This is a genomic window from Cellulomonas sp. PhB143 (assembly GCF_003752595.1).
In the GTDB taxonomy this organism is placed as follows: Bacteria; Actinomycetota; Actinomycetes; order Actinomycetales; family Cellulomonadaceae; genus Paraoerskovia.
In genome coordinates, this window is sequence record NZ_RKIJ01000012.1 from 167,497 (window position 1) to 190,550 (window position 23,054).

General features: G+C 74.4%; 25 protein-coding genes. 9 read left to right on the forward strand and 16 right to left on the reverse strand.

What is annotated here, in order from left to right; all coding sequences use genetic code 11:
* Window positions 1-29 precede the first annotated feature (29 nt).
* From EDF32_RS09000 to EDF32_RS09010, 3 genes are all read right to left on the reverse strand, one after another.
* Window positions 30-482, reverse strand: coding sequence for a hypothetical protein (locus EDF32_RS09000; RefSeq protein WP_199734879.1), 453 nt, complete (start codon window positions 480-482; stop codon window positions 30-32).
* 44 nt (window positions 483-526) lie between these two features.
* Window positions 527-859, reverse strand: coding sequence for a VOC family protein (locus EDF32_RS09005; protein ID WP_123308201.1), 333 nt, complete (start codon window positions 857-859; stop codon window positions 527-529).
* A 91-nt stretch (window positions 860-950) separates the two neighbouring features.
* Entirely contained in the window at window positions 951-3,569 is a 2,619-nt protein-coding gene (locus EDF32_RS09010; RefSeq protein WP_123308202.1) for a family 43 glycosylhydrolase, read from the reverse strand.
* 390 nt (window positions 3,570-3,959) lie between these two features.
* Here EDF32_RS09010 and EDF32_RS09015 point away from each other — a divergent pair, with 390 nt between their 5' ends.
* Window positions 3,960-4,889 carry an aldo/keto reductase family oxidoreductase gene (locus EDF32_RS09015; protein ID WP_123308203.1) on the forward strand — a complete coding sequence of 310 codons (930 nt, stop codon included), beginning with the start codon at window positions 3,960-3,962 and terminating at the stop codon, window positions 4,887-4,889.
* A 4-nt stretch (window positions 4,890-4,893) separates the two neighbouring features.
* Here the strand turns inward: EDF32_RS09015 and EDF32_RS09020 are convergent, their stop codons facing one another.
* Entirely contained in the window at window positions 4,894-5,592 is a 699-nt protein-coding gene (locus EDF32_RS09020) for an HAD family hydrolase (RefSeq protein WP_123308204.1), read from the reverse strand.
* Window positions 5,593-5,735: 143 nt separating this feature from the next.
* Between EDF32_RS09020 and EDF32_RS09025 the strand changes: the two genes are divergently transcribed.
* From EDF32_RS09025 to arfB, 4 genes are all read left to right on the forward strand, one after another.
* Complete coding sequence (locus EDF32_RS09025) at window positions 5,736-6,860, forward strand: ATP-binding protein (RefSeq protein ID WP_123308205.1); 1,125 nt, start codon at window positions 5,736-5,738, stop codon at window positions 6,858-6,860.
* Between the two features lie 119 nt (window positions 6,861-6,979).
* Window positions 6,980-7,414, forward strand: a complete 435-nt coding sequence (locus EDF32_RS09030) for a transferase (protein WP_123308405.1) — start codon at window positions 6,980-6,982, stop codon at window positions 7,412-7,414.
* Window positions 7,415-7,446: 32 nt separating this feature from the next.
* On the forward strand, window positions 7,447-8,835 hold the full coding sequence (locus EDF32_RS09035; RefSeq protein ID WP_233565828.1) for a serine hydrolase: 1,389 nt from the start codon (window positions 7,447-7,449) through the stop codon (window positions 8,833-8,835).
* Window positions 8,836-8,839: 4 nt separating this feature from the next.
* Complete coding sequence (gene arfB, locus EDF32_RS09040) at window positions 8,840-9,268, forward strand: alternative ribosome rescue aminoacyl-tRNA hydrolase ArfB (protein WP_123308206.1); 429 nt, start codon at window positions 8,840-8,842, stop codon at window positions 9,266-9,268.
* A gap of 32 nt (window positions 9,269-9,300) precedes the next feature.
* Here the strand turns inward: arfB and EDF32_RS09045 are convergent, their stop codons facing one another.
* The 4 genes from EDF32_RS09045 to EDF32_RS09060 form a co-directional block, all read right to left on the reverse strand.
* The gene (locus tag EDF32_RS09045) at window positions 9,301-9,684 is read right to left on the reverse strand and encodes a hypothetical protein (RefSeq protein ID WP_123308207.1); all 384 of its coding nucleotides are present in this window, start codon (window positions 9,682-9,684) and stop codon (window positions 9,301-9,303) included.
* A 134-nt stretch (window positions 9,685-9,818) separates the two neighbouring features.
* On the reverse strand, window positions 9,819-10,361 hold the full coding sequence (locus EDF32_RS09050; protein WP_199734880.1) for a sugar O-acetyltransferase: 543 nt from the start codon (window positions 10,359-10,361) through the stop codon (window positions 9,819-9,821).
* A gap of 8 nt (window positions 10,362-10,369) precedes the next feature.
* The gene (locus EDF32_RS09055) at window positions 10,370-10,852 is read right to left on the reverse strand and encodes a DUF1269 domain-containing protein (RefSeq protein ID WP_123308208.1); all 483 of its coding nucleotides are present in this window, start codon (window positions 10,850-10,852) and stop codon (window positions 10,370-10,372) included.
* A gap of 21 nt (window positions 10,853-10,873) precedes the next feature.
* Complete coding sequence (locus tag EDF32_RS09060; protein ID WP_123308209.1) at window positions 10,874-12,292, reverse strand: MFS transporter; 1,419 nt, start codon at window positions 12,290-12,292, stop codon at window positions 10,874-10,876.
* Window positions 12,293-12,348: 56 nt separating this feature from the next.
* Here EDF32_RS09060 and EDF32_RS09065 point away from each other — a divergent pair, with 56 nt between their 5' ends.
* Complete coding sequence (locus EDF32_RS09065; RefSeq protein WP_123308210.1) at window positions 12,349-14,619, forward strand: M28 family peptidase; 2,271 nt, start codon at window positions 12,349-12,351, stop codon at window positions 14,617-14,619.
* A 21-nt stretch (window positions 14,620-14,640) separates the two neighbouring features.
* Here EDF32_RS09065 and EDF32_RS09070 read toward each other — a convergent pair whose 3' ends face one another.
* Genes EDF32_RS09070 through EDF32_RS09075 form a run of 3 tightly spaced genes read right to left on the reverse strand, consistent with a single transcriptional unit; the run spans window position 14,641 to window position 16,858 of the window.
* Window positions 14,641-15,744 carry an amidohydrolase family protein gene (locus EDF32_RS09070; protein ID WP_123308211.1) on the reverse strand — a complete coding sequence of 368 codons (1,104 nt, stop codon included), beginning with the start codon at window positions 15,742-15,744 and terminating at the stop codon, window positions 14,641-14,643.
* Window positions 15,741-15,911 (reverse strand): hypothetical protein, encoded by a 171-nt coding sequence (locus EDF32_RS14580; RefSeq protein WP_158614079.1) that lies wholly within the window; start codon window positions 15,909-15,911, stop codon window positions 15,741-15,743. Before EDF32_RS14580 ends, EDF32_RS09070 begins: the two co-directional genes overlap by 4 nt.
* The gene (locus EDF32_RS09075; protein ID WP_123308212.1) at window positions 15,908-16,858 is read right to left on the reverse strand and encodes an amidohydrolase family protein; all 951 of its coding nucleotides are present in this window, start codon (window positions 16,856-16,858) and stop codon (window positions 15,908-15,910) included. The genes EDF32_RS14580 and EDF32_RS09075 overlap by 4 nt, the downstream gene beginning before the upstream one ends.
* A gap of 183 nt (window positions 16,859-17,041) precedes the next feature.
* On the opposite strand from EDF32_RS09075, the gene EDF32_RS09080 reads away from it, so the two are divergent.
* Window positions 17,042-17,452, forward strand: a complete 411-nt coding sequence (locus tag EDF32_RS09080) for a nitroreductase family deazaflavin-dependent oxidoreductase (protein WP_123308213.1) — start codon at window positions 17,042-17,044, stop codon at window positions 17,450-17,452.
* Between the two features lie 7 nt (window positions 17,453-17,459).
* Here the strand turns inward: EDF32_RS09080 and EDF32_RS09085 are convergent, their stop codons facing one another.
* The 4 genes from EDF32_RS09085 to EDF32_RS09100 form a co-directional block, all read right to left on the reverse strand.
* Window positions 17,460-18,218 (reverse strand): amino acid ABC transporter ATP-binding protein, encoded by a 759-nt coding sequence (locus tag EDF32_RS09085; RefSeq protein WP_123308214.1) that lies wholly within the window; start codon window positions 18,216-18,218, stop codon window positions 17,460-17,462.
* On the reverse strand, window positions 18,215-19,144 hold the full coding sequence (locus EDF32_RS09090; protein WP_123308215.1) for an amino acid ABC transporter permease: 930 nt from the start codon (window positions 19,142-19,144) through the stop codon (window positions 18,215-18,217). Before EDF32_RS09090 ends, EDF32_RS09085 begins: the two co-directional genes overlap by 4 nt.
* 16 nt (window positions 19,145-19,160) lie before the next feature.
* Window positions 19,161-20,030, reverse strand: coding sequence for a transporter substrate-binding domain-containing protein (locus tag EDF32_RS09095; protein ID WP_123308216.1), 870 nt, complete (start codon window positions 20,028-20,030; stop codon window positions 19,161-19,163).
* A 98-nt stretch (window positions 20,031-20,128) separates the two neighbouring features.
* Window positions 20,129-20,590, reverse strand: a complete 462-nt coding sequence (locus tag EDF32_RS09100) for a GyrI-like domain-containing protein (protein WP_123308217.1) — start codon at window positions 20,588-20,590, stop codon at window positions 20,129-20,131.
* A gap of 91 nt (window positions 20,591-20,681) precedes the next feature.
* Here EDF32_RS09100 and EDF32_RS09105 point away from each other — a divergent pair, with 91 nt between their 5' ends.
* Both EDF32_RS09105 and EDF32_RS09110 read left to right on the forward strand, forming a co-directional pair.
* Entirely contained in the window at window positions 20,682-21,071 is a 390-nt protein-coding gene (locus EDF32_RS09105; protein ID WP_123308218.1) for a PadR family transcriptional regulator, read from the forward strand.
* The gene (locus EDF32_RS09110) at window positions 21,071-22,450 is read left to right on the forward strand and encodes a permease prefix domain 1-containing protein (protein ID WP_123308219.1); all 1,380 of its coding nucleotides are present in this window, start codon (window positions 21,071-21,073) and stop codon (window positions 22,448-22,450) included. The genes EDF32_RS09105 and EDF32_RS09110 overlap by 1 nt, the downstream gene beginning before the upstream one ends.
* Here EDF32_RS09110 and EDF32_RS09115 read toward each other — a convergent pair.
* On the reverse strand, window positions 22,378-23,034 hold the full coding sequence (locus tag EDF32_RS09115; protein WP_123308220.1) for a helix-turn-helix domain-containing protein: 657 nt from the start codon (window positions 23,032-23,034) through the stop codon (window positions 22,378-22,380). The genes EDF32_RS09110 and EDF32_RS09115 overlap by 73 nt on opposite strands.
* Window positions 23,035-23,054 lie beyond the last annotated feature (20 nt).

The following is a 23,054-nucleotide window of genomic DNA, read 5'->3' on the forward strand; positions in this document are numbered from 1 at the left end:
GGACGTCCGGAAGATTTCCTCCGGCGGCGCTACCGGCTGAGCCGTCCGAGGGACGCGCCGTAGACGAGGTGGGCGGTGAGCATCGTGGCGGCCCGGCGGCGGTCGTCCCGGTGCGCGGGCGGCAGGATGCCCAGCGCCGGGACCCACCCCTCGTAGCCGGCGGCCCAGAGGGCGATCCCGTACCCGGCACCGGTCAGGGCGTCGCGGCGGGACCGCGGCACGAGGGCCTGGTAGGCGAGGCCCGCGCCGACGCCGTACGCGACGTGGGAGAGCATCGTCGCCGCGTGCCCCGGGGTGCGGTCCCCGTGCGGGAGCAGATGGTCGGTGATCAGGCGCGGGGGCTGGCGCTCGAGCAGCCCGGCGGCCTGCGCCGCGAGCAGCCACGCGGTCATCGCGCCGGTCGCGGCGGCGCCGGCCGCGACCCGCTGCAGCTGCCGCTGAGCCGTCCGTCGTGCCGCCGCGCGTGCTCCGTGTCGTCGCATCGGCTCATCGTCCGGCACCCGCTCGTCACTGGCCCGCCGGGCCGTCAGGACCCGGTGAGGACCACGCGGTTGCCGTCGGGGTCGCTGAGCTGCAGGATGCGTGCCCCGCCGCCCGGCTGGGGACCGTCGTGCTCGATGCCGGCGTCGGCGGCCCGGGCGGCAGCGGCGTCGAGGTCGGTCTCGTCGAGCACCACCGTCGACCGCCCGGCGCGGTCGGGCTCGGACCACACCTGCAGGCCGAAGCTGTCGCCGAGGTGCCACTCGACCAGGCCGGGCATGGGGCGGGCGTCGGGGCCGCGCTCGAACAGCGCCGTGTACCAGCGCTCGGCACGGTCGAGATCGGTGACGGTGCAGTGGGCGAGCATGCGGTGGATCATGGCGGGCTCCTTCGCCGGTGGTGATGTGCCACCACCTCAGCACGCCCGGGGCCGGGCGGCACGCTCGCCGCCCGGCCCCGGACGCTCACGCTCAGGTGCAGCTGACCGCGTCGTACGCCGCGACCACCGGCTGCGGCTCCCCGCCCTGGCGCGTCACCGTCACCGTGGCCTCGCCCGCCGGCACCGTGCCCTTGCGCACCGCGAACGACTGGTACGCGCTGCGCCCGGGCGCCACCTGCGCGACGGGCTTGGACCCGAACGGCGTCGCGATCGCGACCCCCGCCGGCGCGTCGCCCGTGTTCAGCGCCCGCACCGCGAGCACCGCGCTCGACCCCACGCACCGCGCCTGGGCGGTCACCTCCACCTGCGGGTCCGGCACCGGGTCGGCGACCGCGTAGGTGTGCACGTAGTCGAACCTCGCGGTCGCGCCCGCCGTGTTCATCGAGACCAGGCCGATCTGCACGGGCTGGCCGTCGGGCCACGTCCAGGTGCCGCCCCACGTCCACGTCGACCCGTCCGTGCTCGTGGCCATGCGGGCCTCGTGCTCCCCGTTCTCGACGTCGTGGTGGTACTTCAGGCGCATCCACATCGTGTCCGCCGGGGCCGGGCCGAACATCGGCCCGGAGAAGACGGCCGTCGCGGGGACCGTCGTCGGGCGGGGTGCCTCCTTGGTGAACTCCGTGACCTGCGCGGACCTGTTGATCCGGCTCAGCGGGAGCACGGAGTGCACCAGCTTCACGAAGCTGTCGTCGTTCGCGTACAGCAGCAGGCCCGCCTGACGGTTGGCGCTCTGCGCGGGCAGGTCGAGCTTCGTCTCGACGACGAAGTCGCCCTCCGGCGCGTCGCGCAGCAGCACCGAGGCGCTGTTGTCGGTGCGGTAGAGCTCGGCCCCCTGCGTCGGCCACGACAGCCGCCCGCCCGTGAGGGTCGCCTGGGACGCACCGCCGCGCACCCAGCGCCACGCGGGGTCACCCGTCTCGGGACGGCCCGAGCCGTCGAAGTCGTCCGAGTATGCGGGCAGCAGCTCACCCACCCGGGGGTCCGGGACGCGCTCGGTCACCGGCGTGGACAGCGCGGCCGCGCCGAGGTTGTCCACGTCCGCCGCGCCCGTCGACGACGCGACGACGGCCGCGCCGTCGACCGCCCCGGCGGACGACGTCGTCACGGTCGCCAGCGGCTCCCCCGCCGCGTCCTCGGCGAGCGAGGCCGTGACCTCGCCGCCGCGGACCTCGACGCTCAGCGTCGCCCACGTCGCCGAGAAGCCCGCGGGCAGCGGCGCCCTGGCGGCACCGCCGGAGCCCTGTACGACGAGCTCGCCGGTGGCGGCGTCGAGAGACGCGGTGACGTCGGCGCCCGTGCCGGAGCCGTCGAGCCCGATGCTCACGCTGCCGGCGTCGGCCAGCCGAACGTCGCCCTGCACCCGCACGTCGCCGTCCACGGTGGCCCGGCTGCGCACGGTGCCGCCGTCGAGCGCGACGTACCCGCCGGCGTCGGCCTCCGTGGCGGGCGAGGCGTCCGTGGCGTCCCAGCCGGTGAGGTCGTCGAAGGTCGAGCCCACGTCCCAGGTCGTGACCGGGGCCTGCTGCGGCCCGGCGGACGCCCCGGCGCCCGCGTTCACCACGGGCCAGCCGTCGATCCAGTCGAGCCGGTCGATCATCAGCGGCCGCTTCGAGAGGTTGCCGGGCGCGCCGGGGACGAGGCCGAAGTTCGGGTCCTTCTCGTCGATGGCGTGGTAGACCATCCAGTCCTGGCCGGCGAGGTCCGTCTGGACGGCGTTGTGGCCGGGCCCGACGAAGCCGTTGCCGTTCCCCGCGAGCACGATCCCGCCCTTGCTGGAGGAGGCCATGAGGTCGACCCCGTCCGGGTCGACGAACGGGCCGAGCGGGCTGGTGGAGCGGCCCGCCTTGACGGTGTAGCCGCTGAACTCGCCGTCGCAGCAGCCCGCGTCGGAGTACAGCAGGTAGTAGTGGTCGCCGTGGCGGACGACGAACGAGCCCTCCGCGCGGCGGCCCGCCGCGATCTGGGTCACGGGGCCGGTGAGCGCCGTCGCGTCCGCGGTCATCGCGGAGACGCACAGCACGTCGTAGCTGCCCCAGTACAGGTAGCGCGTGCCGTCGTCGTCGGTGAACATCGCCTGGTCGATGGTCCCGGACGGACAGCCGCCGTCGGAGCCGTGCGCGACCACCGCGCCCCGGTCCGTCCACGGGCCTGTCGGCGTCGGCGCCGTCGACAGCCCGATCCCGCCGTTCGAGAGCCCGTACGTCAGGTGGTAGCTGCCGTCCACGTAACGGATGTCCGGCGCCCAGATCCGCGAGTCGCCGGGCCACCACCCGGGCCGGGCGCCCTGCGGGAACACGTCGCCGGCGTACTGCCAGTGCGCCATGTCGTCCGAGACGAGGACGGGCACGATGCGCTCGCCGGCCTCGCCCGCGCTGTCGAAGACGGGGTTCTGGGTGCCGTAGGCGTAGTAGCGCCCGTCCTTGCCGCGGATCATCGACGGGTCCGGGAAGGTGTCGACGACGCCCGCGCTCACCGGGTTCTCGTACGTCCCGGCCGGCGCGTCGGCAGCAGCGACGGCCGCGGTGACGGCCGGCGTGACTGCCGGCGCTGACGGGAGCGGAGCCCCCTCGGCGATCCCGACGGCCGGGACGGCGAGCGCCCCCGCCGCGAGCACGGCCGCGGCCGCCTGAACCACTCGTCTTCTTCGCATCGGTGCTTCTCCTTCGAAGCGTGCCCTGCCGGGGCCGTCGGTGGCCGTCGGCAGGAAGCGGTGCCTGGTCGTGCGCAGCATGTCGGCCTGACAGCGCTGTCCAGGGCCTGGTGATCCTGACCGTAGGGGAGGCCGATTTTTCCGTCAATGATCTGACGGAACACGGCCGACGCTGCTGGAGGCCCTGATCTCCACACCGCAGACCTCGCTCGAGCGCCCTCTCGCACCGCTCTGATGCATGTCTGTCTTGCCGAGCCCCTGATGCATGTCCTGCCGGACGCTTGATGCACTTTGTGCCGGCCCGGGTCCGCGGAGCGCCCCCGCCCGACGCCTCCCGCGCCGCGGTGGCAGGATCGACGCGGTACGCCGACACCCCGCGAGAGGACCCCCGTGAAGACCTTCACCCTGCCCGGAACCGAGATCACCGCCCCGAACGTCGTGCTCGGCCTCATGCGCATCGCCGACAAGTCCGACGACGAGGTCCGTGAGCTCGCCCGGACCGCGCGGGACGCGGGGATCGACTTCGTCGACCACGCGGACATCTACGGCGGCTCGATGCACGCCTGCGAGCGCCGCTGGGCCGAGGCGATGCAGCTGTCCAGCGCCGAGCGCGAGACGTGGACGATCCAGACGAAGTGCGGGATCGTCCCGCCCGACGGCTTCGACTTCTCCTACGAGCACATCGTCGAGTCCGTCGAGGGCTCGCTCGAGGCGCTGCGCACCGAGTACCTCGACCTGCTGCTGCTGCACCGCCCCGACGCGCTCGTCGAGCCCGAGGAGGTCGCCCGCGCGTTCGACGCGCTCGAGGCCTCCGGCAAGGTCCGCTCCTTCGGCGTCTCGAACCACACCCCCGGCCAGATCGACCTGCTGAAGAAGTTCGTCGAGCAGCCGCTCGTCGCCAACCAGCTGCAGCTGTCGATCACGCACTCGCCGATCGTCGCGCAGGGCGTCTCCGCGAACATGCTCGGCGAGGACCAGTCGATCGACCGCGACCGCGGCATCCTCGACTACTGCCGCCTGAACGACATCACCGTCCAGGCGTGGTCGCCGTTCCAGGCAGGCTTCTTCGACGGCGTGTTCCTCGGGTCCGACAAGCACCCCGAGCTCAACGCCGTGATCGACCGGCTCGCCGCGAAGTACGACGTCCCCTCGATGGCGATCGCGACCGCGTGGATCACCCGTCACCCGGCGCGGATGCAGGTCGTCCTCGGGACGACGACGCCGGAGCGCGTGACGGCCGCCGCGCAGGGCTCCGAGGTCCCCCTGACGCGCGCCGAGTGGTACGAGCTGTTCCGCGCCGGCGGGCACATCGTGCCCTGACCGGTCACCCGCCCAGGCGCACGAGCGGGCTCTCGTCCAGGTGCGCGAGGAGGTCCGCGACGTCGTCGTACACCGCGACGGCGCCGGCCTCGCGCAGCTCGTCCACCCCGATGCCGCCGCTGCGCACGGCGACGCACGCCACCCCCGCGCGGCCCGCGGCCTCGACGTCCCACACCGTGTCGCCGACGAGCACCGCGCGCCCGGCCGGGACGTCCGCGGCCTCGAGGGCGACCTGCACCAGGTCCGGGGCGGGCTTCGCCGCGTCCACGTCGCCCGCCCCGGTCACGGCGTGCAGCTCCTGCTCGACGTCGAGCACGTCCCGCAGCCGCTCGAGCTCGTCGGGCGCGGCGGACGTGGCGAGCACGGGCCGGATCCCGCGGGCGGCGAGGGTGCGCACGAGGTCCCGGGCACCGTCGACCGCCCGCAGCCGGCCCGCGGCGCCCGCGTAGTAGTGCGAGTGCGCGTCCTTGACCTGCTCGGCGACCGCGTCGGCGTCGTCCCCGAGCACGGCCTCGAGCAGCTCGGAGGAGCCCATGCCGATGGCGCGGTGCACGCGCCACGCGGCGACGTCGCGCCCGACGTCCTGCAGCGCGCGCGTCCACGCCTCCACGTGCAGGTAGTTGGAGTCGACGAGCGTGCCGTCGACGTCGAGGAGCACGGCGACGGGTGCGTCGGTGCCGGCGTTCTGCGAGTCGGTGTCCATCCCCCCGTGGTACCGGTCCGCGCCGCGACCGGCACGCCGGGACACGCTGCGGGCTAGCCCGCAGCGGCCCGCCGGATCGCCAGATGCAGCGATTTCCAAAAGATCCTAAAGTTGCATAGAGATCCAAAGACCCGGAGGCCACCATGCCCGCCCCCAGAAATCCGTTCAAACCGACAGCAGGCGCGACACCCCCGGTCCTGATCGGGCGCGACGCCGACCTCGAGGAGTTCTCCGACTCTCTCCGGGACGGCCCGGGCGCGCCCGGGCGACTCGTCCGCGTGACGGGCGCTCGTGGTGTCGGCAAGACCGTCATGCTGAACGAGCTTGCTGATGCGGCGCTGCGCGAAGGCTGGGTCACGGTCGCCGACACCGCCAGCACCGGCATGGCAGCACGGCTCGTGACGGCGATCTCCGATCATCGCGACCGGCTCGACCGCGTCCCGGAGCGCCACCGAAGCATCACGGCGATCGACCTGCCCGTCGGCGCCGGAGGCATCGCCTTCTCCGAGCGGCCTGCGGTCCAGTCCGACCTGCGTCGGGAAGCGGGACTGCTGCTCGACGTTCTCGCTCAGCACGAGACGGGGCTGCTCATCACGGTCGACGAGATGCATCACGGTGCGCTCGACGAGCTCCGCGCACTCTCGATCGTGACCCAGCATCTCGTCCGCGAGGACCGCCAGATCGCCGTCGCCTTCGCCGGTCTCCCCTCGGCCGTGTCCGAGCTGCTCAACGACCGCGGCGTCACGTTCGTCCGCCGGGCGATGCCGATCATCCTCGCCGACGTCCCCGTCCCCGAGGTCGCGGCGGCGCTGCGGGCCACGATCGAGACGAATGGTCGAAGCATCACGGACGACGCGCTGCAGCTGGCGGCGAGGGCGACGAACGGCTATCCGTTCCTGGTCCAGCTCGTCGGCTATCACCTCTGGCGCAAGGCAGTCGCCGACCGGATCGACATGGCGAGCGCAGCCGCCGGTGTCGACGCAGCCCGCAGACGGCTCGGAGCGACCGTGCACGAGACGGCGCTCGCGGACCTTTCTGCGGTCGACCGCACCTTCCTGCTCGCGATGGCTGTCGACGACGGCCCCTCCAAGGCATCCGACCTGGCCTCCAGGCTCGCTGAGACCTCGTCCTACGTCAGCACCTACCGGTCACGCCTGATCGGTGCAGGAATCATCGGGTCCGTCTCGCACGGGTACGTCGACTTCGCCATCCCCTATCTTCGCGAGTACCTGCGTGAGCACGGTGCCTCGGGGGCGTCACTCCCGTGAGACCCACGCACCGGAATCTCGCGGACCCGGGACGCGTTATGTCAGACGTCAGCACGACACGCCCCGGCGCGGACCGCCGGACGGTCCCCGGGGCACCACCACCGGCGAGGAGGTCTGCCATGGCACGCGCACCACGACGCGTCGAGCTCGAGAACGACCGCGGGGAGATCGTCCGCTACGTCCGCCACCAGCCCGGCGGCGGCCTGGTCTCGCCGCAGGCCAGCGTGCCCGACGACGCCACGGTCGCCACCGGCGCGTACGTCGAGGCGGGCGCGGCCGTGCGCCCGGGCGCCCGGGTCGGGCGCGGCAGCTGGGTCGACCACGGCGCCGTCGTCGGCGCTGCGGCGACGGTCGGCGAGTACGTCCACCTCGGGCCGGGCAGCGCCGTCGGCCCACGAGCACGGGTCGGCAACCACGCCCGGCTCGGGCCGGACGCCCACGTCGAGCCCGGGGCCGTGGTGGACGACGACGCGATCGTCCCCGCCGGGGCGACCGTGCGTCGGGCCCCCGCGGGCCGGGCGGCGCGACGGGCGGACCACCCGGCGGCGGCCTGACCGCCCGACCGCGCGTCGCTAGGGTGGCGGACGTGCCTCTCGACCCACGGACGTCCGCCGCCCTCGACCACCTGCTCGCCGTCGCCCAGCGGGACGGGCGCCTCCCGTCGGTCGCGGCCGGCGTCGTGCGGGGGGGCGCGCTCTCGTGGAGCGGTGCCCTCGGCACGCTCGACGGGCGGGGCGGCGGTGGGAGCGCAGGCGCTGACACCCAGTACCGCATGGGCTCCATCACCAAGACCTTCGTGGCCGTCGCCGTCCTGCGCCTGCGCGACGCCGGCCGCCTCGATCTGTCGGACCGCCTCGAGGACCACGTCCCCGGCTCGCGCCTCGGTGCGGCGTCGATCGAGCAGCTCCTCTCCCACGCCGCCGGCGTGCAGGCCGAGACCCCGGGCCCCTGGTGGGAGCGCACGCCCGGCGGCGACTGGGACGCGCTGGCCGCGACGCCGGTCGAGCAGCGCTTCCGCGGCGGGCGGCGGTTCCACTACTCCAACGTCGGGTTCGCGGCCCTCGGCCGCGTCCTGGAGTCGCACCACGGGCGGTCGTGGTCCGAGGTCGTCCGCGAGGACCTGCTGCTCCCCCTCGAGATGGGACGGACGACGACGCGGCCCGCCGGACGCGCGGCGCAGGGCCTCGCGGTGCACCCGTTCGCGGACGTGCTGCTCCCCGAGCCGGAGCACGACGCGGGAGCGATGGCCCCCGCCGGCCAGCTGTGGACGACGGTGCGCGACCTCGCGCGCTGGGCGACCTTCCTCGGCGGCGACACCGCCGGGCTGCTCGACGCAGACACGCTGGCCGAGATGTGCGAGCCGCACCACGTCGTCGACGAGCCGGGCGCGCCGTGGACGGGGGCGCACGGGCTCGGCTGGCAGGTGTGGAACGTCGACGGCGTCCGGTACGCGGGGCACGGCGGGTCCATGCCGGGGTTCCTCGCAGGCCTGCGGGTGCGGCTCGACGCGGGCGGTCCCGACGACGGCGGGGCGCGCGGCGACGGCGCCGTCGTCCTGACGAACACGACCACGAGCCCGGCCGTGGGGCCCCTGCGCTCGGACCTGCTCGACCGGCTGGCCGAGCTCGAGCCGGCACCCGTCGAGGCGTGGACCGCGTCCGTGGGCGGGCACGGGGAGCTGCTCGACCTGGTCGGCACCTGGCACTGGGGACCGTCGACGACGACGGCGCGGCTCGCGGGCGAGCACCTCGTGCTCGGCGAGCCCGGCAAGGGCCGGGGCTCACGCTTCGCGCGCGTGTCGGACGACGCGTTCGTCGGCCTCGACGGCTACCACACGGGCGAGCCGCTGCGCGTGGTGCGGCGCGCGGACGGGACCGTCTCGCACCTGGACCTCGCCTCGTTCCGGTTCACGCGCACGCCCTACGACCCCGGCGCGGACGTGCCGGGCGGCGTCGACGTGGCGGGCTGGGTCTGACGCCGTGCCCGCCCCCGTCCGCGCCGGACTGCCGGTGACCTCCGCCCTGACGATCCCGCGGGCCGAGCTCACCTGGTGCTTCTCGCGCGCCTCCGGCCCCGGCGGTCAGGGCGTGAACACGACCGACTCACGGGTCGAGCTGTCGTGGGACGTCGCCGGCTCGGCGGTGCTCGGGGCTGCGCAGCGCGAGCGGCTGACCGAGCGGCTCGGCCCGCGGCTCGTGGGCGGGGCGCTGACCGTGACGGCCGCCGAGCACCGCGAGCAGCGGCGCAACCGCTCCGCCGCCGCGGACCGGCTCGTCGCGATCGTCGCGGACGCCCTGGCGCCGCCGCCGAAGAAGCGCCGGCCCACGCGACCGACCCGGGGCTCGCAGGAGCGTCGCCTGACCGCGAAGAAGCAGCGCTCGATCACCAAGCAGCTGCGCCGCGGCTGAGCCCGGCAAGTCCTGATCGGAAGCGGGCGCGCTCAGCCGCCCGACGGGCCGGGCGTCCGGGCCGCCGGGCCGGGGTCAAGGCCGACGCGCCCGTCCTCGTGGACGACGATCGTGTCCGCCGGGCACACCGGGCCGTCGACGACCACCGGGTCGCGGTCGGGGAAGGTGAGGGTGACGTCCCCGGCGGTGCAGCCGTGGTCGAGGATCGAGACCGCTCCCTGGGCGGTGACCTCGACCTCGTCGTCCCCCGTCGAGACGGTCACGGCCTCGTCGCTGTCGTTGGTGATGTTCAGGTCGCCCGGATGGCCTGCGACGACCGCGCGGACGACGAGGGCGACCACGAGCGCGAGGAGAGCCAGGACGAGGACGGCACCGACGGCTGCGGCGCCGAGGCCGATGCTGCGTCGGACGGTCACGTCGCCTCCCGGTTCCCAGGGTCGCCAGCTCTGCCGTCAACCTAGCGGCACCGCTCCCCGCGGGCGCCCGGCATGTGCACGATGTGCGCGAGACCTCCACGAGAGCTGCATGGCGCCGGCGCCGGCGCGGCGGATCACCACGTGCGACGCGTCGTGGCCTTGGTGCCGGCCACGAGACTGCGGGCCGGGACGTCGTCGGCCACGACCGATCCTGCGGCGATGACGGAGTCACGGCCGATGCTCACGCCCGGCAGGATCGTCGCGCCGGCGCCGATCCAGACGTTCTCGGCCACGTCGATCGGCCCGCCGGTCAGCCACACCCGGCGGTCCTCGGTGTCCACCGGATGGCCGACGGTGATGAAGGTGACCTTCGGCGCGACCATGACGCGCTCGGCGAGCCGGATGCCCGCGTAGTCGAGGAACGTGCAGCCCTGGTTGACGAACACCCGCTCACCGAGCTCGAGGTTCAGGCCGTGGTCCGTGTAGAAGGGCGGGTAGATCGTCACGCGTGGGGGGAGCGGCCGGCCGAGGATCAGCTCGAAGAGCCGCGCCTTGCCCTCCTCGTCCTCGAACGGCAGCACGTTCAGCCGCGAGGTCAGCTCGGTGGCGCGCAGCACGCGCTCGGACATCGCGCGGAACTCGGGGCTGTGGATGCGCAGGAGGAGGTCGTCGGACACCGCCCGGCTCAGCCGAACGTCTCGAGCAGCGTCGCGCGCTCCGCCGGCGTGAGGTTCGTGGCCACGAGCGTGCCCTGGAAGCCGTGGAAGCGTTCACCCACCCGGTCGAGGTCGCCGTTCTCCGTCACCGCGAACAGCGCCGACGTGCCGGGCGTGATGCCCGCGCGGATGCGCTCGATCTGGTCGGCGTCGATCCCGACGCCCGCCGTGGCGCGGGTGATCCCCCCGACCGCGGCACCGACGGCCGCCCCGAGGAGCGGCACGAAGAACAGGACGCCGAACAGCAGCCCCCAGAACGCGCCCCACCCGGTGCCGCGCTTCTCGTCCTCGTGGCTGTGGTGGGTGCTGGGCTTGTCCGCGCCCGCGGGCCAGCTCACGGTCGCGTGGTCGACAACCGTCACGAGGTGCTCCGACCCCGTCTCCTTCAGGGTCGCGGCCGCGCGCGTCGCGCCCTCCGGGTCGTCGAACTTCCACACGGTGAACGTCGCCATGTCTCCTCCTCGGTGGGGTGGTCAGGACCGGGTCGAACCTAGCGCCCTGCCCCGGCCCGCGCCCGGGCGGGCGCCCGGGCGGGCCATGTCGCGCCCCGTCCCGGCGCGGCTGCCCGTCTCGGTGAGCGACTTGCCCGCCGTCTCCGGCGCCAGGACGAGCGAGACGACGCCCCCGACGAAGCACACCACCGCGAGGGCGATCAGCACGGGCGGCAGCCCGAAGGCGTCCAGGCAGACGGGGAGCAGGAACGTCCCCGCCGCCGCACCGACCCGCGAGGCGGCGGAGGCGAAGCCCATGCCAGAGGTCCTGACCGGGGTGGGGAACAGCTCGAGCGGGTACACGCCGGGCAGGATGCTCATCACCCCGTAGAACAGCAGGTAGCCGAAGAAGCAGACCGCCGTGATCGCCACCGGGAGGTCGAGCATGTCGCCGAGCGCCACGATCGCGAGGAACACGCCGGTGGCGAACATCGGGGTCAGCAGGATCGCCCGACGCCCGATCCGGTCGACGAGGAACCAGCCGACCGAGGCGCCGACCAGCGCGACGCACGTGCCGATCAGCGCGCCCACGACGGGGCTCTCGAGGCCCATGAGGTGCAGGACCTCGGACTGGAAGAACGTGAGCCCGAAGTAGGGCACGACGATGCAGATCCAGAACACGCACGCGAAGACCGTGCGCGACAGGTACTCCTTGTCGAACAGCAGCGTCCACCGGGTGCTGGTGTCCTGCTGCTCGTCCTTGAACTCGTCGCTCTCGGGGCGCTCGCCGACCTCGGCGAGGATCGCGCGCGCCTCGTCCGCGCGCCCCCGGGAGATCAGCCACCGCGGGGACTCCGGGAGCCCGTGCCTCAGCAGCAGGATGACGGCGGCGGGGACGGCCGCGCTCGCGAGCACGACGTGCCACGCCGTCGGCACCGACCGCAGGATCAGGAACCCGACGAGAAACGAGACGACGTAGCCCACGTTCCAGAGGATCTCGAGCAGCCCGAGGTAGTGGCCGCGCTTGCGCGCCGGGGTGAACTCGCCGAGCAGGGGCGAGCCGATCGAGTAGTCGCCGCCGATCGCGGCACCGAGGAACAGGCCCAGGACCATGATGTGCCACGGTTCGGTCACGGCGAGCATCAGCAGCGCGCACGTCAGGAAGATCAGCAGGTCGGCGATGAACATCGGCTTGCGCCCGATGCGGTCCGTCAGGTAGCCGATCAACGGTCCGCCGATGATCGTCCCGACCAGCGTCGACGCGGAGATGAGGCCGAGCTGGGAGGCCGAGAGGTCGAGGTCGGCGACGAAGGTCCCGCTGGCGATGACCGCGGCGATCGCGGCGAACACGAAGCCGTCGAGGAACATGCCCCCGCCGGTCGCGGCGGTCAGCCGGCGCAGGAACGCTCTCGCCGACGACGTGAGAGGGGCGTCCTGCGGACGTCCCGGGCTGCTGGGCACCCGGCCAACGTACAGCGCTGTCCGGCGTCGTACCCGGGGACGGGTACCCTTCGCCGGTGACACAGCCCCGCACGCGAGCGACGACGCTCGCCGGCCTCCTCCTGCTCGCCGTCCTCACGCTCCTCGCCGTCCTCGCGGTCCGCCCGCCGGCGCCGGTGGCCGCCGACGCCCCGGCGGACGAGTTCAGCGCCGAGCGTGCCTTCGCGCACGTGCGCGAGATCGGCCAGGAGGTCCACCCGCACGGCTCCGCAGCGCTCACCGCGGTGCGCGACCACGTCGTGGCCACCCTCACCGGGCTGGGCCTCGACCCCGAGGTCACCGACTCCGTCGGCGAGGACGGCAGCCTCGGCGACCAGAGCCGCGTCGCCCGGGTGGAGAACGTCGTCGCGACCCTGCCCGGCACGCACCCGACCGCCCCGGTCTTCCTCGTCGCGCACTACGACTCCGCCGAGGTCTCGCACGGCGCGAACGACGACGGCGCGGGCGTCTCCACGCTCCTGGAGACCGTGCGCGCGCTCACCACGGGCCCGGCCCTGCGCAACGACGTCGTCCTCGTCTTCACCGACGCGGAGGAGGCCTGCCTGTGCGGCGCCGAGGCGTTCGAGCACTCGGACCCGCGCGCGTCGGACGGCGGGATCGTGCTCAACTTCGAGGCCCGCGGCTCCTCCGGCCCCGCCATCATGTTCGAGACCTCGCGGGGCAACGCCGCGCTCGTGTCCGAGTACGCGAAGGTGCCCTACCCCGTCGGCACGTCCATGGCCGTCGAGGTCTACCGGATCCTGCCGAACGACACGGACTTCTCCCCGTTCCTCGACGCCGACCGGTTCACCGGCCTGAACACCGCCTACATCGACGGGTCCGCGGTCTACCACGCACCGCAGGACCGCCCCGGGACCATGGACCTCGCCAGCCTGCAGCACGAGGGGTCCAACGCCCTCGCCCTGGTCCGCAGCCTCGGCGACGCCGACGCCGCGGCCCTCGCCACGCCGTCGTCCACCGACTCCACCTACTTCCCGCTGCCCGGCGACCTCCTCGCCCGCTACCCCGGCTGGCTCGTGTGGCCGCTCGCCGCGCTGGCCGTGCTCGGGGTCGCCGCGCTCGGCGCGGTCACGCTGCGCCGCGGGGGGACGACGCCGGGCCGCCTCGCCTGGGGCTTCGCGTCCGCGCTGGTGCCGATCCTCGGCTCGGCGGTCGCCGCCCAGCTGTTCTGGATGCTGCTCGTCGCGGTCCGGCCCGGTTACGGCGAGATGCTCGACCCGTGGCGTCCCGGGTGGTTCCGGGTCGCGCTGCTGGGCGTCGTCGCCACCGTCGTCGCCGGCTGGTTCGTCGCGCTGCGCCGGCGCCTGGGCGCGCCCGCGCTCGCGGTCGGCGGGCTCGCCTGGCTCGCGCTCGTCGGCGTCGCGCTCGCGGCGTTCACCCCGGGCGGGGCGTACCTCGCGACGCTGCCGGCCCTCGCCGGGGCCGCCGCCGGGCTCGTCGCCGCGCGGGTGCGCGACGCCCGCGGGCGGGTCGCGGCCGTCACGGTCGGCGCCGGCGTCGCAGTCCTCGTCCTCGTGCCCGTCACCCTGCTCTTCTTCCCCGCGCTCGGCCTCGCGACGGGCGCGGCACCGGCCGTGTGCGCGGCGCTGCTGGGCGTCGCCGTGGTGCCCGTGCTCGCCCTCGTCCTGCCCGGCGCGCGCCGGGCGGGGGCGGCGCTCGTGGGCGCGTGCGCGGCCCTGGCCGTCGCGGCGACGGCGACGGGCCTCGTCGTCGACCGCTTCGACGATGCCCACCCGGAGCCGACCCAGCTCATGTACGCGCTGGACGCCGACACGGGCCAGGCGCGGTGGATCTCCGCCGAGGGGAGCCCGAGCCCCTGGACGTCGCGCTACGTCACGGAGCAGACCGACGTCTCGGCCGAGTTCCCGATGGTCTCCGGCGACGTGTGGACCGGCCCCGCGACGGCGGCGGACCTGCCCGTCCCGAGCGCACGCGTGGTCTCCGACGAGACCGCAGCCGGAGAGCGCACCGTCACCTTCCGGCTGCGCCCGGGCCGCGAGGTGCGGTACGTCGACGTGGTGGGCGGCGGCGTGGACACCGCCACGGTCGCGGGGCGCGAGGTCCCCGTCGAGGGCGGGCACCTCGACGCCCGGTTCTACGCGCCGCCGGCCGACGGCGTCGAGGTCGTGCTGACGACGCACGCCGCCGCGCCGCTCGACCTGCGGCTCTTCGGCGGTGGCGAGGGCCTCGAGGACCTGCCCGGGTTCGTCCCGCGCCCGGGCGGCGTCGGGGTCGCGGGCACGCACACCTCCGAGCTGGTGCTCGTGGGCACGTCGGTCACCCTCTGACGCCCGGCGCCCCCGGCGCGCTCAGCGCAGCCGCTCCCCCCCGACCCATACCCCGCGCACGTCCTGCGTCGCGGTGATGTCGCTCGTCGGGTCCCCGCCGACCAGCAGGAGGTCGGCGCGCAGGCCCTCGCGCACGGCCCCCCGGTCGGCGAGACCGAAGTGCTCGGCCGGCAGGCTCGTGGCCGCCCGGAGCGCCTCGACCGGCGTCATGCCGGCGTCGACGAGCAGCACGAGCTCCTGGTGCAGCGTGGAGCCCAGCGGGATCGAGAACGGTACGCCGGGCTGGTCGACGGAGTCCGTGCCGGCCAGGACCGGTACCCCGGCCTCGTGCATGGCGGCGACGGACGCCCGGGCGTTGTCGTAGCTCACCCCCGGCGCCGGTCGCATCGACGTCAGGGTCTTCGAGACGCTGAGCGTCGGGATCGCGATCCGGGCGCCCTCGACCATGCGCGCGGCGACGTCGGCGTCCACGGCCGCCTCGGTGGGCACGTGCGTGAGGACGTCCACGCCAGCGTCGAGCGACATCGTGAACGCCCCGAGGTGGCTGGCGTGCGCCACGACCCGTCGGCCCGCCGCGTGCGCGGCCTGGACCACGGCGGCGACGACCTCCGGCTCCGGGCCGCCCTGGCCCGGGTCCTCGGTGACGACCTTGATCCAGTCCGAGCCCTCCCCGACGCGACGGGCGACGCCTGCCGGGACGTCGGCCGGGTCGGTGACGACCGCGCCGTCGGGCATCCCGAAGTGGGAGTGCGGCCCGGCCGGCCCGATGAACGGCAAACCCGCGCTGATCATGCCCGCCGTGTGCTGCTCGGCGCGCATCGCCGCGGTGAGCTCCGCCGGCCAGGAGGCCATGTCGAACCCGGTGGTCACGCCGTGCTGCACGAGCGCGTCGAGGTCCTTGCGGCCGTTGACGTGCAGGTGCGCGTCGATCAGGCCCGGCAGGAGGGTGCCCCCCTCGCCGGCGACCTTCTCCGCGTCCTCGGGGACGGCGCCGTCGGGCAGGTCTGCGGGCGAGCCGCCCGGCGTCACGGCCGCGATCACGCCGTCGCGCACGAGGACGGTGGCCGGCTCGGTGAGCCCGTCGCCGTCGAAGACGCGGACGTCGGTGAAGAGCGTGGTGGTCATCGGGTGCTCCCTTCGTCGAGCCACTCCAGCGTGCGCGCGGAGTAGGCGTCGCGCTCCTCGGGACGGTCGTCGCCGAGCATGTCGGTGCTCACCGGGTAGCCCCGGCGGTCGAGGTGCCACGCCGTGATCTCGTCCATCGCGCCGGCCTGGCGCACGGCCGCGGTCATCGACCCAGCAGGCGCGTCGCGTTGCGCCCGGTCAGGTCGCGCCAGGTGTCGCCGTCCGACGGCGGCTCGGCCGCGTCGATCGAGCGCACCTGGGCGAGCGTCGCCTCGAGCGGGGTCCAGCAGTAGTCGCTGCCGTACACGAGGCGGTCGGTGCCGAACGCGGCCTCGAACGCGGGGACCGCGCGGGGGAACGGCGCACCGGCGATGTCGTACCAGATCCCGCCGAGCTGCTCGCGCACCGACGGGTCGTCGACGAAGTCCGGCAGAAGGATGGGTCGGAACGTGTCCATCCGGTCGACGAGCAAAGGCAGGACGCCGGCGGTGTGCGTCAGCACCCACCGGATGTTCGGGTAGCGCAGCAGGACCCGCGCGAACACGAGGTCGCTCGCGGCCCGGGCGGTGTCGAAGAGGAACTCCATGAGCGGGCGGGGCCGGCCGAGCGAGACGTCCTCGACCCCGGGGTGCGAGGTGGGGTGCACGAAGACGAGCGCGCCGCGGCGGTCGAGCTCTTCCCACAGCGGCTCGTTCGCCGGGTCCCCCAGATAGGAGCCGTGCGCGTTCGTCTCGATCGCGACGCCGTCGGAGCCGAGGACGTCGAGCGCGTGCACGGCCTCGGCCAGCGCACCGTCGACGTCGGGCAGCGGCAGGGAGGCGAAGTGGCCGAACCGGTCGGGGCGCTCGCGGCGCAGGCCGGCACCGAACTCGTTGACCTCGCGCGCGAGGTCCCGCGCGGCGGCGTCGTCACCGAGGTGCACCCCGGGGGACGAGATCGACAGGTAGGCCTTGGCGATGCCGCCCCGCTCCATGAGCTCGAGCTGCTCCTCGAGCGACCACGTCGCCCACGCCGGCATGCCGTCGGGGTGCTCGATCCCGGCGGCGCGGGCCGCCGCGACGTAGCGGTCGGTGACGAAGTGGGCGTGGACGTCGATCAACCCGGTGGGTATCATCGTTCCTTCTTTCCTGGTCAGTCTCTCCAGGCTAGGAAGAACTGCCGCCGAGCGGCACCGCGTGTGCCGATCAGTGGAACACGGGTTCGAGGCACCGCCGACGGAAGGCGGCGCGCGGAATACCGTTCCACCGGATGCGTTCCCCCCGCGAGAGGCTTCATCACCCGCGACAGGAGAACCACCGTGCCGGACTTCAACCAGCAGATCATCGACGAGTTCCGGGCGAACGGGGGCAGCGTCGAGACAGCCGGGTTCGGCCGCGGTCTCGTGCTCGTGCACCACCGCGGCGCGCGCAGCGGCACGGAGCGCGTCAACCCGCTCGCCGCCGTCCGCACCTCGCCGGACACCTGGCTGCTCGCGGCGTCGGCAGCCGGGAGCGACAAGAACCCGGACTGGTACCACAACCTCCTCGCGCACCCGGAGACGGTCATCGAGACGCCCGAGGACGGCGCGGTGGACGTGCACGTGACCGAGCTCGAGGGCGACGCCCGCGACGCGGGCTGGGCGCGGTTCACCGCCATGTCCGAGGGGTTCAAGGGCTACGAGGCCAAGACCTCGCGCGTCATCCCGGTGCTCGAGCTCACGCGGCGCTGACCCGGCGTCAGCGCAGCCGGCGCAGGAACTCCCGGGTCCGCTCGCGCTGCGGGTCGTCGAGCACCTGCTGCGGCGTGCCGCGCTCGTGGATGCGGCCGTCGTGCAGGAAGACCACCTCGTCGGCCACGTCGCGCGCGAACCCCATCTCGTGGGTCGCGACGAGCATCGTCGTCCCCTCGGAGCGCAGCGAGAGCAGCAGGTCGAGCACCTCACCGACGAGCGCCGGGTCGAGCGCCGACGTGACCTCGTCCAGGAGCAGGAGCTCGGGCCGCCCGACGAGCGCCCGCGCGATCGCGGCGCGCTGCTGCTCACCACCGGAGAGCTGGTCCGGGTAGGCGCGCGCCTTGTGCGCGAGGCCGACCCGCTCGAGCATCTGCCGCGCCTCCGCCTCCGCCTCGGCGCGCGGGCGCCCGTGCGCCACCCGCGGCGCGAGCGTGAGGTTGTCCAGCACCCGCAGGTGCGGGAACAGGTTGTACTGCTGGAAGACGAGCGCGAGCCGCGCGCGCACGGCGTCGGCGTCGACCCACGGGTCCGCGACGTCCTGCCCGTCGAGCAGCACCTGGCCGTCGTCGACGTCCTCGAGGAGGTCGACGACGCGCAGCAGCGTCGACTTGCCGGACCCCGACGCCCCGATCAGCACGACGCAGCGGTGCTCGGCGACGTCGAGGTCGATCCCGTCCAGCACCGCGCGCTGCTCGGCGCCCGTCCCGAAGGTCTTGCGCACCCCGCGCAGGGACAGCAGGGGCGCGCTCACCCCGGCGCTCACCGCAGCGCTCCCGCACCGGCGACGCCGCTCAGCTGCCCGCGCCAGCCCTGGCGGGCCGACCAGGCGTCCACCAGCCGGGTCAGCGGCACCGAGATCGCGACGAAGAGCAGGCCGGCGACGACGTAGGGCGTGAAGTTGTAGTCGCCCGTCGTCGCGATCTGCGCCGCGCGGATCGCGTCGACCGCACCGAGGATCGAGATCAGCCCCGAGTCCTTCTGCAACGAGACGAGCATCCCGGCCACGGGCGCGGCCACGTGGCGCACCGCCTGCGGGAGGACGACGTGGCGCACCGCCTGGCCGCGGCTCAGCCCGAGCGAGCGGGCGGCGGCCACCTGCGACGGGTGCACCGACTCGATCCCGGCGCGGAAGATCTCCGCCAGGAACGCCGTGTACGTCAGGACGATCGCGAGCCCGCCGAGGACCGCCGCGCTGACGGGCAGCCACGGCAGCCGCAGCGCCGGCAGGCCGAACCCCACCAGGAGCAGCACGAGCAGCAGCGGCACCCCGCGGAACACGTCCACGTAGGCGACCGCGAGCATCCGCAGGGGGAACAGCGCCGGGATCCGGGAGGTGCGCACCACCGCGAGCAGGAGCCCGACGACGAGCCCCACGGCGCTCGCCACGACCCACACCCGCAGGTTCAGCCACAGCCCCTGCGCGACCTCGGGCAGCACCTCGACCGCGCGCCCCGGGGAGAAGAACGCCTCGCGCGCCCGCTCCCAGCCCGGGGCGGTGGTCACGACGTAGACCACCGCGGCGAGGACGACGACGGTCGCCACCCCCGCGACGAGCAGCGCCCGGCGCCGCTGGGCCCGGCGGAACGCCGTGCGGGCGGCGGCGCGCTCCGACGGGACCCACGCGCCGCCCTGCCGACCCGGCGGCGCGCCGCCCTGCCGACCCGGCGGCGCGCCGCCCTGCTCGCTCACCGCCCGGCCCGCCCGTTCAGGAGAGCTCGGGGACGTCGTCGGAGTGCAGCCACGTCGTGCGCAGGTCGTCGAGCGTGCCGTTCTCGTCGAGGGTGTCCACGGCCTGCGAGACGCACGCCGTCAGGTCCGAGTCCTTGTCGAGCACGAGGCCGAGCTGCTCCGGCTCGCCCACCCGCGGCAGCGTGCCGATCACGGCGGTGCCCGGGAAGTACACGGTCGAGGCGGCGACGCCCTGGTCGACGTCCATCACCATCGCGTCGACCGTGCCGGAGCTGAGCGCCGTCATCCCGTCGCCCGCGGCGTTGAACGGCACCACGTCGACGTCGTCCCCCCACGCCGCCTTCGCCGCGTCGAGCGACGTCTGCGACGCCGTCACCCCGACCTTGGCGCCCTTGAGGTCGGCGAGCGTCGTCGCGTCGGCGTACGTCCCGTCGTCGGCCACGATGACGCCCTGCCGGGTGGTCAGGTAGGGGCTGGAGAAGTCGACGGCCTTCTTGCGGTCGTCGGTGATGGTGGTCTGGTAGGCCGCGAGGTCGAACGGTTTGATCGCGGGGCTGACGATCTGCTCGAACGTCACCGACGTCCACCTCACGTCGTCCTTCGCGTACCCGAGCTCGTCCGCGACCGCGTAGACGAGGGCGGACTCGAAGCCCTTGCCGCTGCTCGGGTCGCCCACGTACCAGGGCTCGTAGGGGTCGCTCGCGCCGACGGTCAGGGTGCCGCCCGTCAGCGTCGGCAGGTCGCCCGGGGCGCAGCTCGCGCTCGCGGTGCCCGACGACGTGGCGGCGGCACCCGTGCCGTCGTCCGACGAGCATCCGGCCAGCAGGAGGGCGACGACCGCCGCGGCGGGCACGACGGCGGTGGACAGGAGACGGGAGGTGCGCACGGCGGGGCCTTCCGGGGACGGAGCGGGACGACGCCGAGCCTAGCCGTGCGGGCGGCTGCTCGAACGCCCCGGCCCCTCGGCCGGCGTCGCGCAAGGTCTCACGCGAGGGGCAGGACCAGGCACGTCTCGTTCGCCGCCGGGTCGCCGCCGGGGACCGGCTGGGTCAGGTAGATCTCGGTGAGGTCCCCGCGCCGCGTCTCGGAGCGCGCGGCCGCCCAGCCGATCACGGTCTCCCAGGCGGCACCGAGGCCCTCGTACGGCCCGACGTACGTGGCCATCGCGGCGCGCCCGCCCGCGATCTCGATGACCTCCACGCCGTCGGCGAGGGGGCCCGGGGCCAGGCCCGACACGGGAAAGCCTCCCGCGAGCTCGACGGTCTCGGCGGGCATGCGGGCGTGCCAGGACAGCGCAGGGCCGGCGATCTGCCCGTCGCTGCTGCCGACCGCCGCGGCCACGGCCCCGAACGCGGAGTCGAAGAACCCCCGGAGCTGGTCCATCGGCAGGGTCGCGCGGCGCACGGCGACCGCCAGGGTGGGCTCGTCCACGATCTCGATGTCCATGCGGCTCACGATAGGCCGCAGTACCTTGAGGCGCTATGCCTTGTTGTGCTATGTATAGATCCCCCGCAAGACCGCACCTCCGGAGGCCCCCGTGCACGTCGACAAGGACCTGGTCGCAGCGTCCGCCACCCCCCTGGTCCTCGCGATCCTCGCGGAGGGCGAGTCCTACGGCTACGCGATCCTGCGCCGGGTCGAGGAGCTCTCCGCCGGCCGCATGACCTGGACGGACGGGATGCTCTACCCCCTCCTGCACCGCCTCGACCGTCTCGGCTACGTGACGTCGTCGTGGGGCGCGGCGCCCACCGGCCGCCGCCGCAAGCACTACGCCGTCACGCCCGCGGGCCTCGAGGCGCTCGCCGAGCGCCGCCGCCAGTGGGAGGTCGTCTCCGCCGCGCTGGGCCGGGTCTGGCAGGAGCTGGCCTCCCCGGCCGACGGCGCGGGCGGCACCCTCGCGGGCCCGGCGCCGGCGGGGGCGCTCTGATGGGCGCCGCCGAGGAGCGCACGGCCGGACCCGTCGACCTCGACGGGCAGATCGCCCGCTGGCGCCGCTACGTCGAGCGCCGCAGCGCGATCGGCGACGCCGACGTCGACGAGCTCGAGGACCACCTGCGGGGCCTGGTCGACGGCCTCGAGGCGTCCGGGCTCTCGGACGACGAGGCGTTCCTCGTCGCCGTGCGGCGCATGGGGCGGCTCGACGACGTCTCCCGGGAGTTCGCCCGCGAGCACGCCGACCGGCTGTGGAAGCAGCTCGTCCTCGTGCGCGACGAGCCGTCCGGCCCCCAGGGGCGCCGCGGCCTCGGGGTCGCCCTCGTCCTGGCGGTGCTCGCCGGCCTCGCCGTGAAGCTGCCGTCCCTGCTCCCCCTCGACGGCGACACCCTGGCCGGCTTCTACCTGCGCAACACCTCGCTGCTCGTGTGGCCGTTCCTCGCCGGGTGGTTCGCCTGGAGCCGCGGGCTCGGCGTCGCGCGCGGGCTGCGGCTGCTCGCGCCGCCGTTCGTGCTCGCCGCGGTGCTCGTCAACGCCTACCCGATGGCGTCCGACAGCGCGACCCTCGTGCTGGTCGCGATCCACCTGCCCGTCGCCTTGTGGTTCGCGGTCGGCCTCGCCTACGTGGGCGGCGAGTGGCGCTCGGACCGGCGACGCATGGACTTCGTCCGGTTCACCGGCGAGTGGGTCGTCTACCTCACGCTCATCGCGCTGGGTGGCGGACTGCTCGTCGGCCTCACCGGCGCAGGGTTCGAGGCGATGGGCATGGACGCGTTCCCCGTGCTGGCCGAGTGGGTGGTGCCCTGCGGCGCGGCGGGCGCCGTCCTCGTCGCGGCCTGGCTCGTGGAGGCCAAGCAGAGCGTCGTCGAGAACATCGCGCCGGTCCTCACCCGCGTCTTCACCCCGCTGACGACGCTCATGCTGCTCGTCTTCCTCGTCACCGTCGTGGTCGTGCGGCCGGGGGTCGACGTCGAGCGCCAGCTCCTCATCCTCGTCGACGTGATGCTCGTGCTCGTGCTCGGGCTGGTCCTCTACGCGCTCTCGGCGCGCGAGCCGGCCGACCCGCCGGGGGCGTTCGACCGGCTCCAGCTCGCGCTGGTCGTCGGCGCCCTGGCGGTCGACGTCCTCATGCTCGCGTCCATGGCGGGCCGCATCGCCGAGTTCGGGCCGAGCCCCAACAAGGTCGCGGCGATCGGGCTCAACGTGGTGCTGCTGGTGAACCTCGCCCGGGCCGCCCGGCTCGCGCTCGGGTTCGTCCGCGGACGGCGGGCGTTCGCCGCGCTCGAGCGGTGGCAGACCGACTACCTGCCGGTGCTCGCCGCCTGGGCCGCCGTGGTCGTCGTCGTGCTCCCGCCCGCATTCTCCTGGGAGTGAGCGGGCGCCTCGCCCTTGACGCCCCGCAGGTGGGCGCGCTCGCCGTCGTGGTCGAAGATCGTGAGGATCTCCACCGGGCCCTCGTGGGCGTCGATGGCGTGCGGCACCATCGTGGAGAACTCCGCGGCCTGCCCCTCGCGGACCAGCAGCACCCGCTCCCCCAGCTGCAGGCGCGCGACGCCGGACAGCACGGTGAACCACTCGTGCCCCGGGTGCACGCCGAGCGCGTCGGGGCGCGGGCGCGTGGTGGTGATCCGCATCTTGGCCACGGTCACGCCCTGCACGGCGCGCTCGCGCGAGAGCAGCCACGTCGTCATCCCGGGCGTGTGCTCCGCCTCGGGACGGATGACGACGTCCTCGTCCTCCGTGGACTCGACGAGCTGGTCGAGGGTGGTGCCGAGCGCCCGCGCGATCGGGACGAGCTGGTCGAGGGCGATGCGGCGCCCGCCCGTCTCGATCCGGCTGAGGCTCGACGGGCTGAGGAAGCAGCGGGACGCGAGCGCCTCCAGCGACCAGCCGCGGGCCTGGCGGAGACCGCGGATGCGCTGGCGGATCACGGCGTCGAGGTCCATCTCTTGCGTCATACGCAAGAGTCTATGTCATG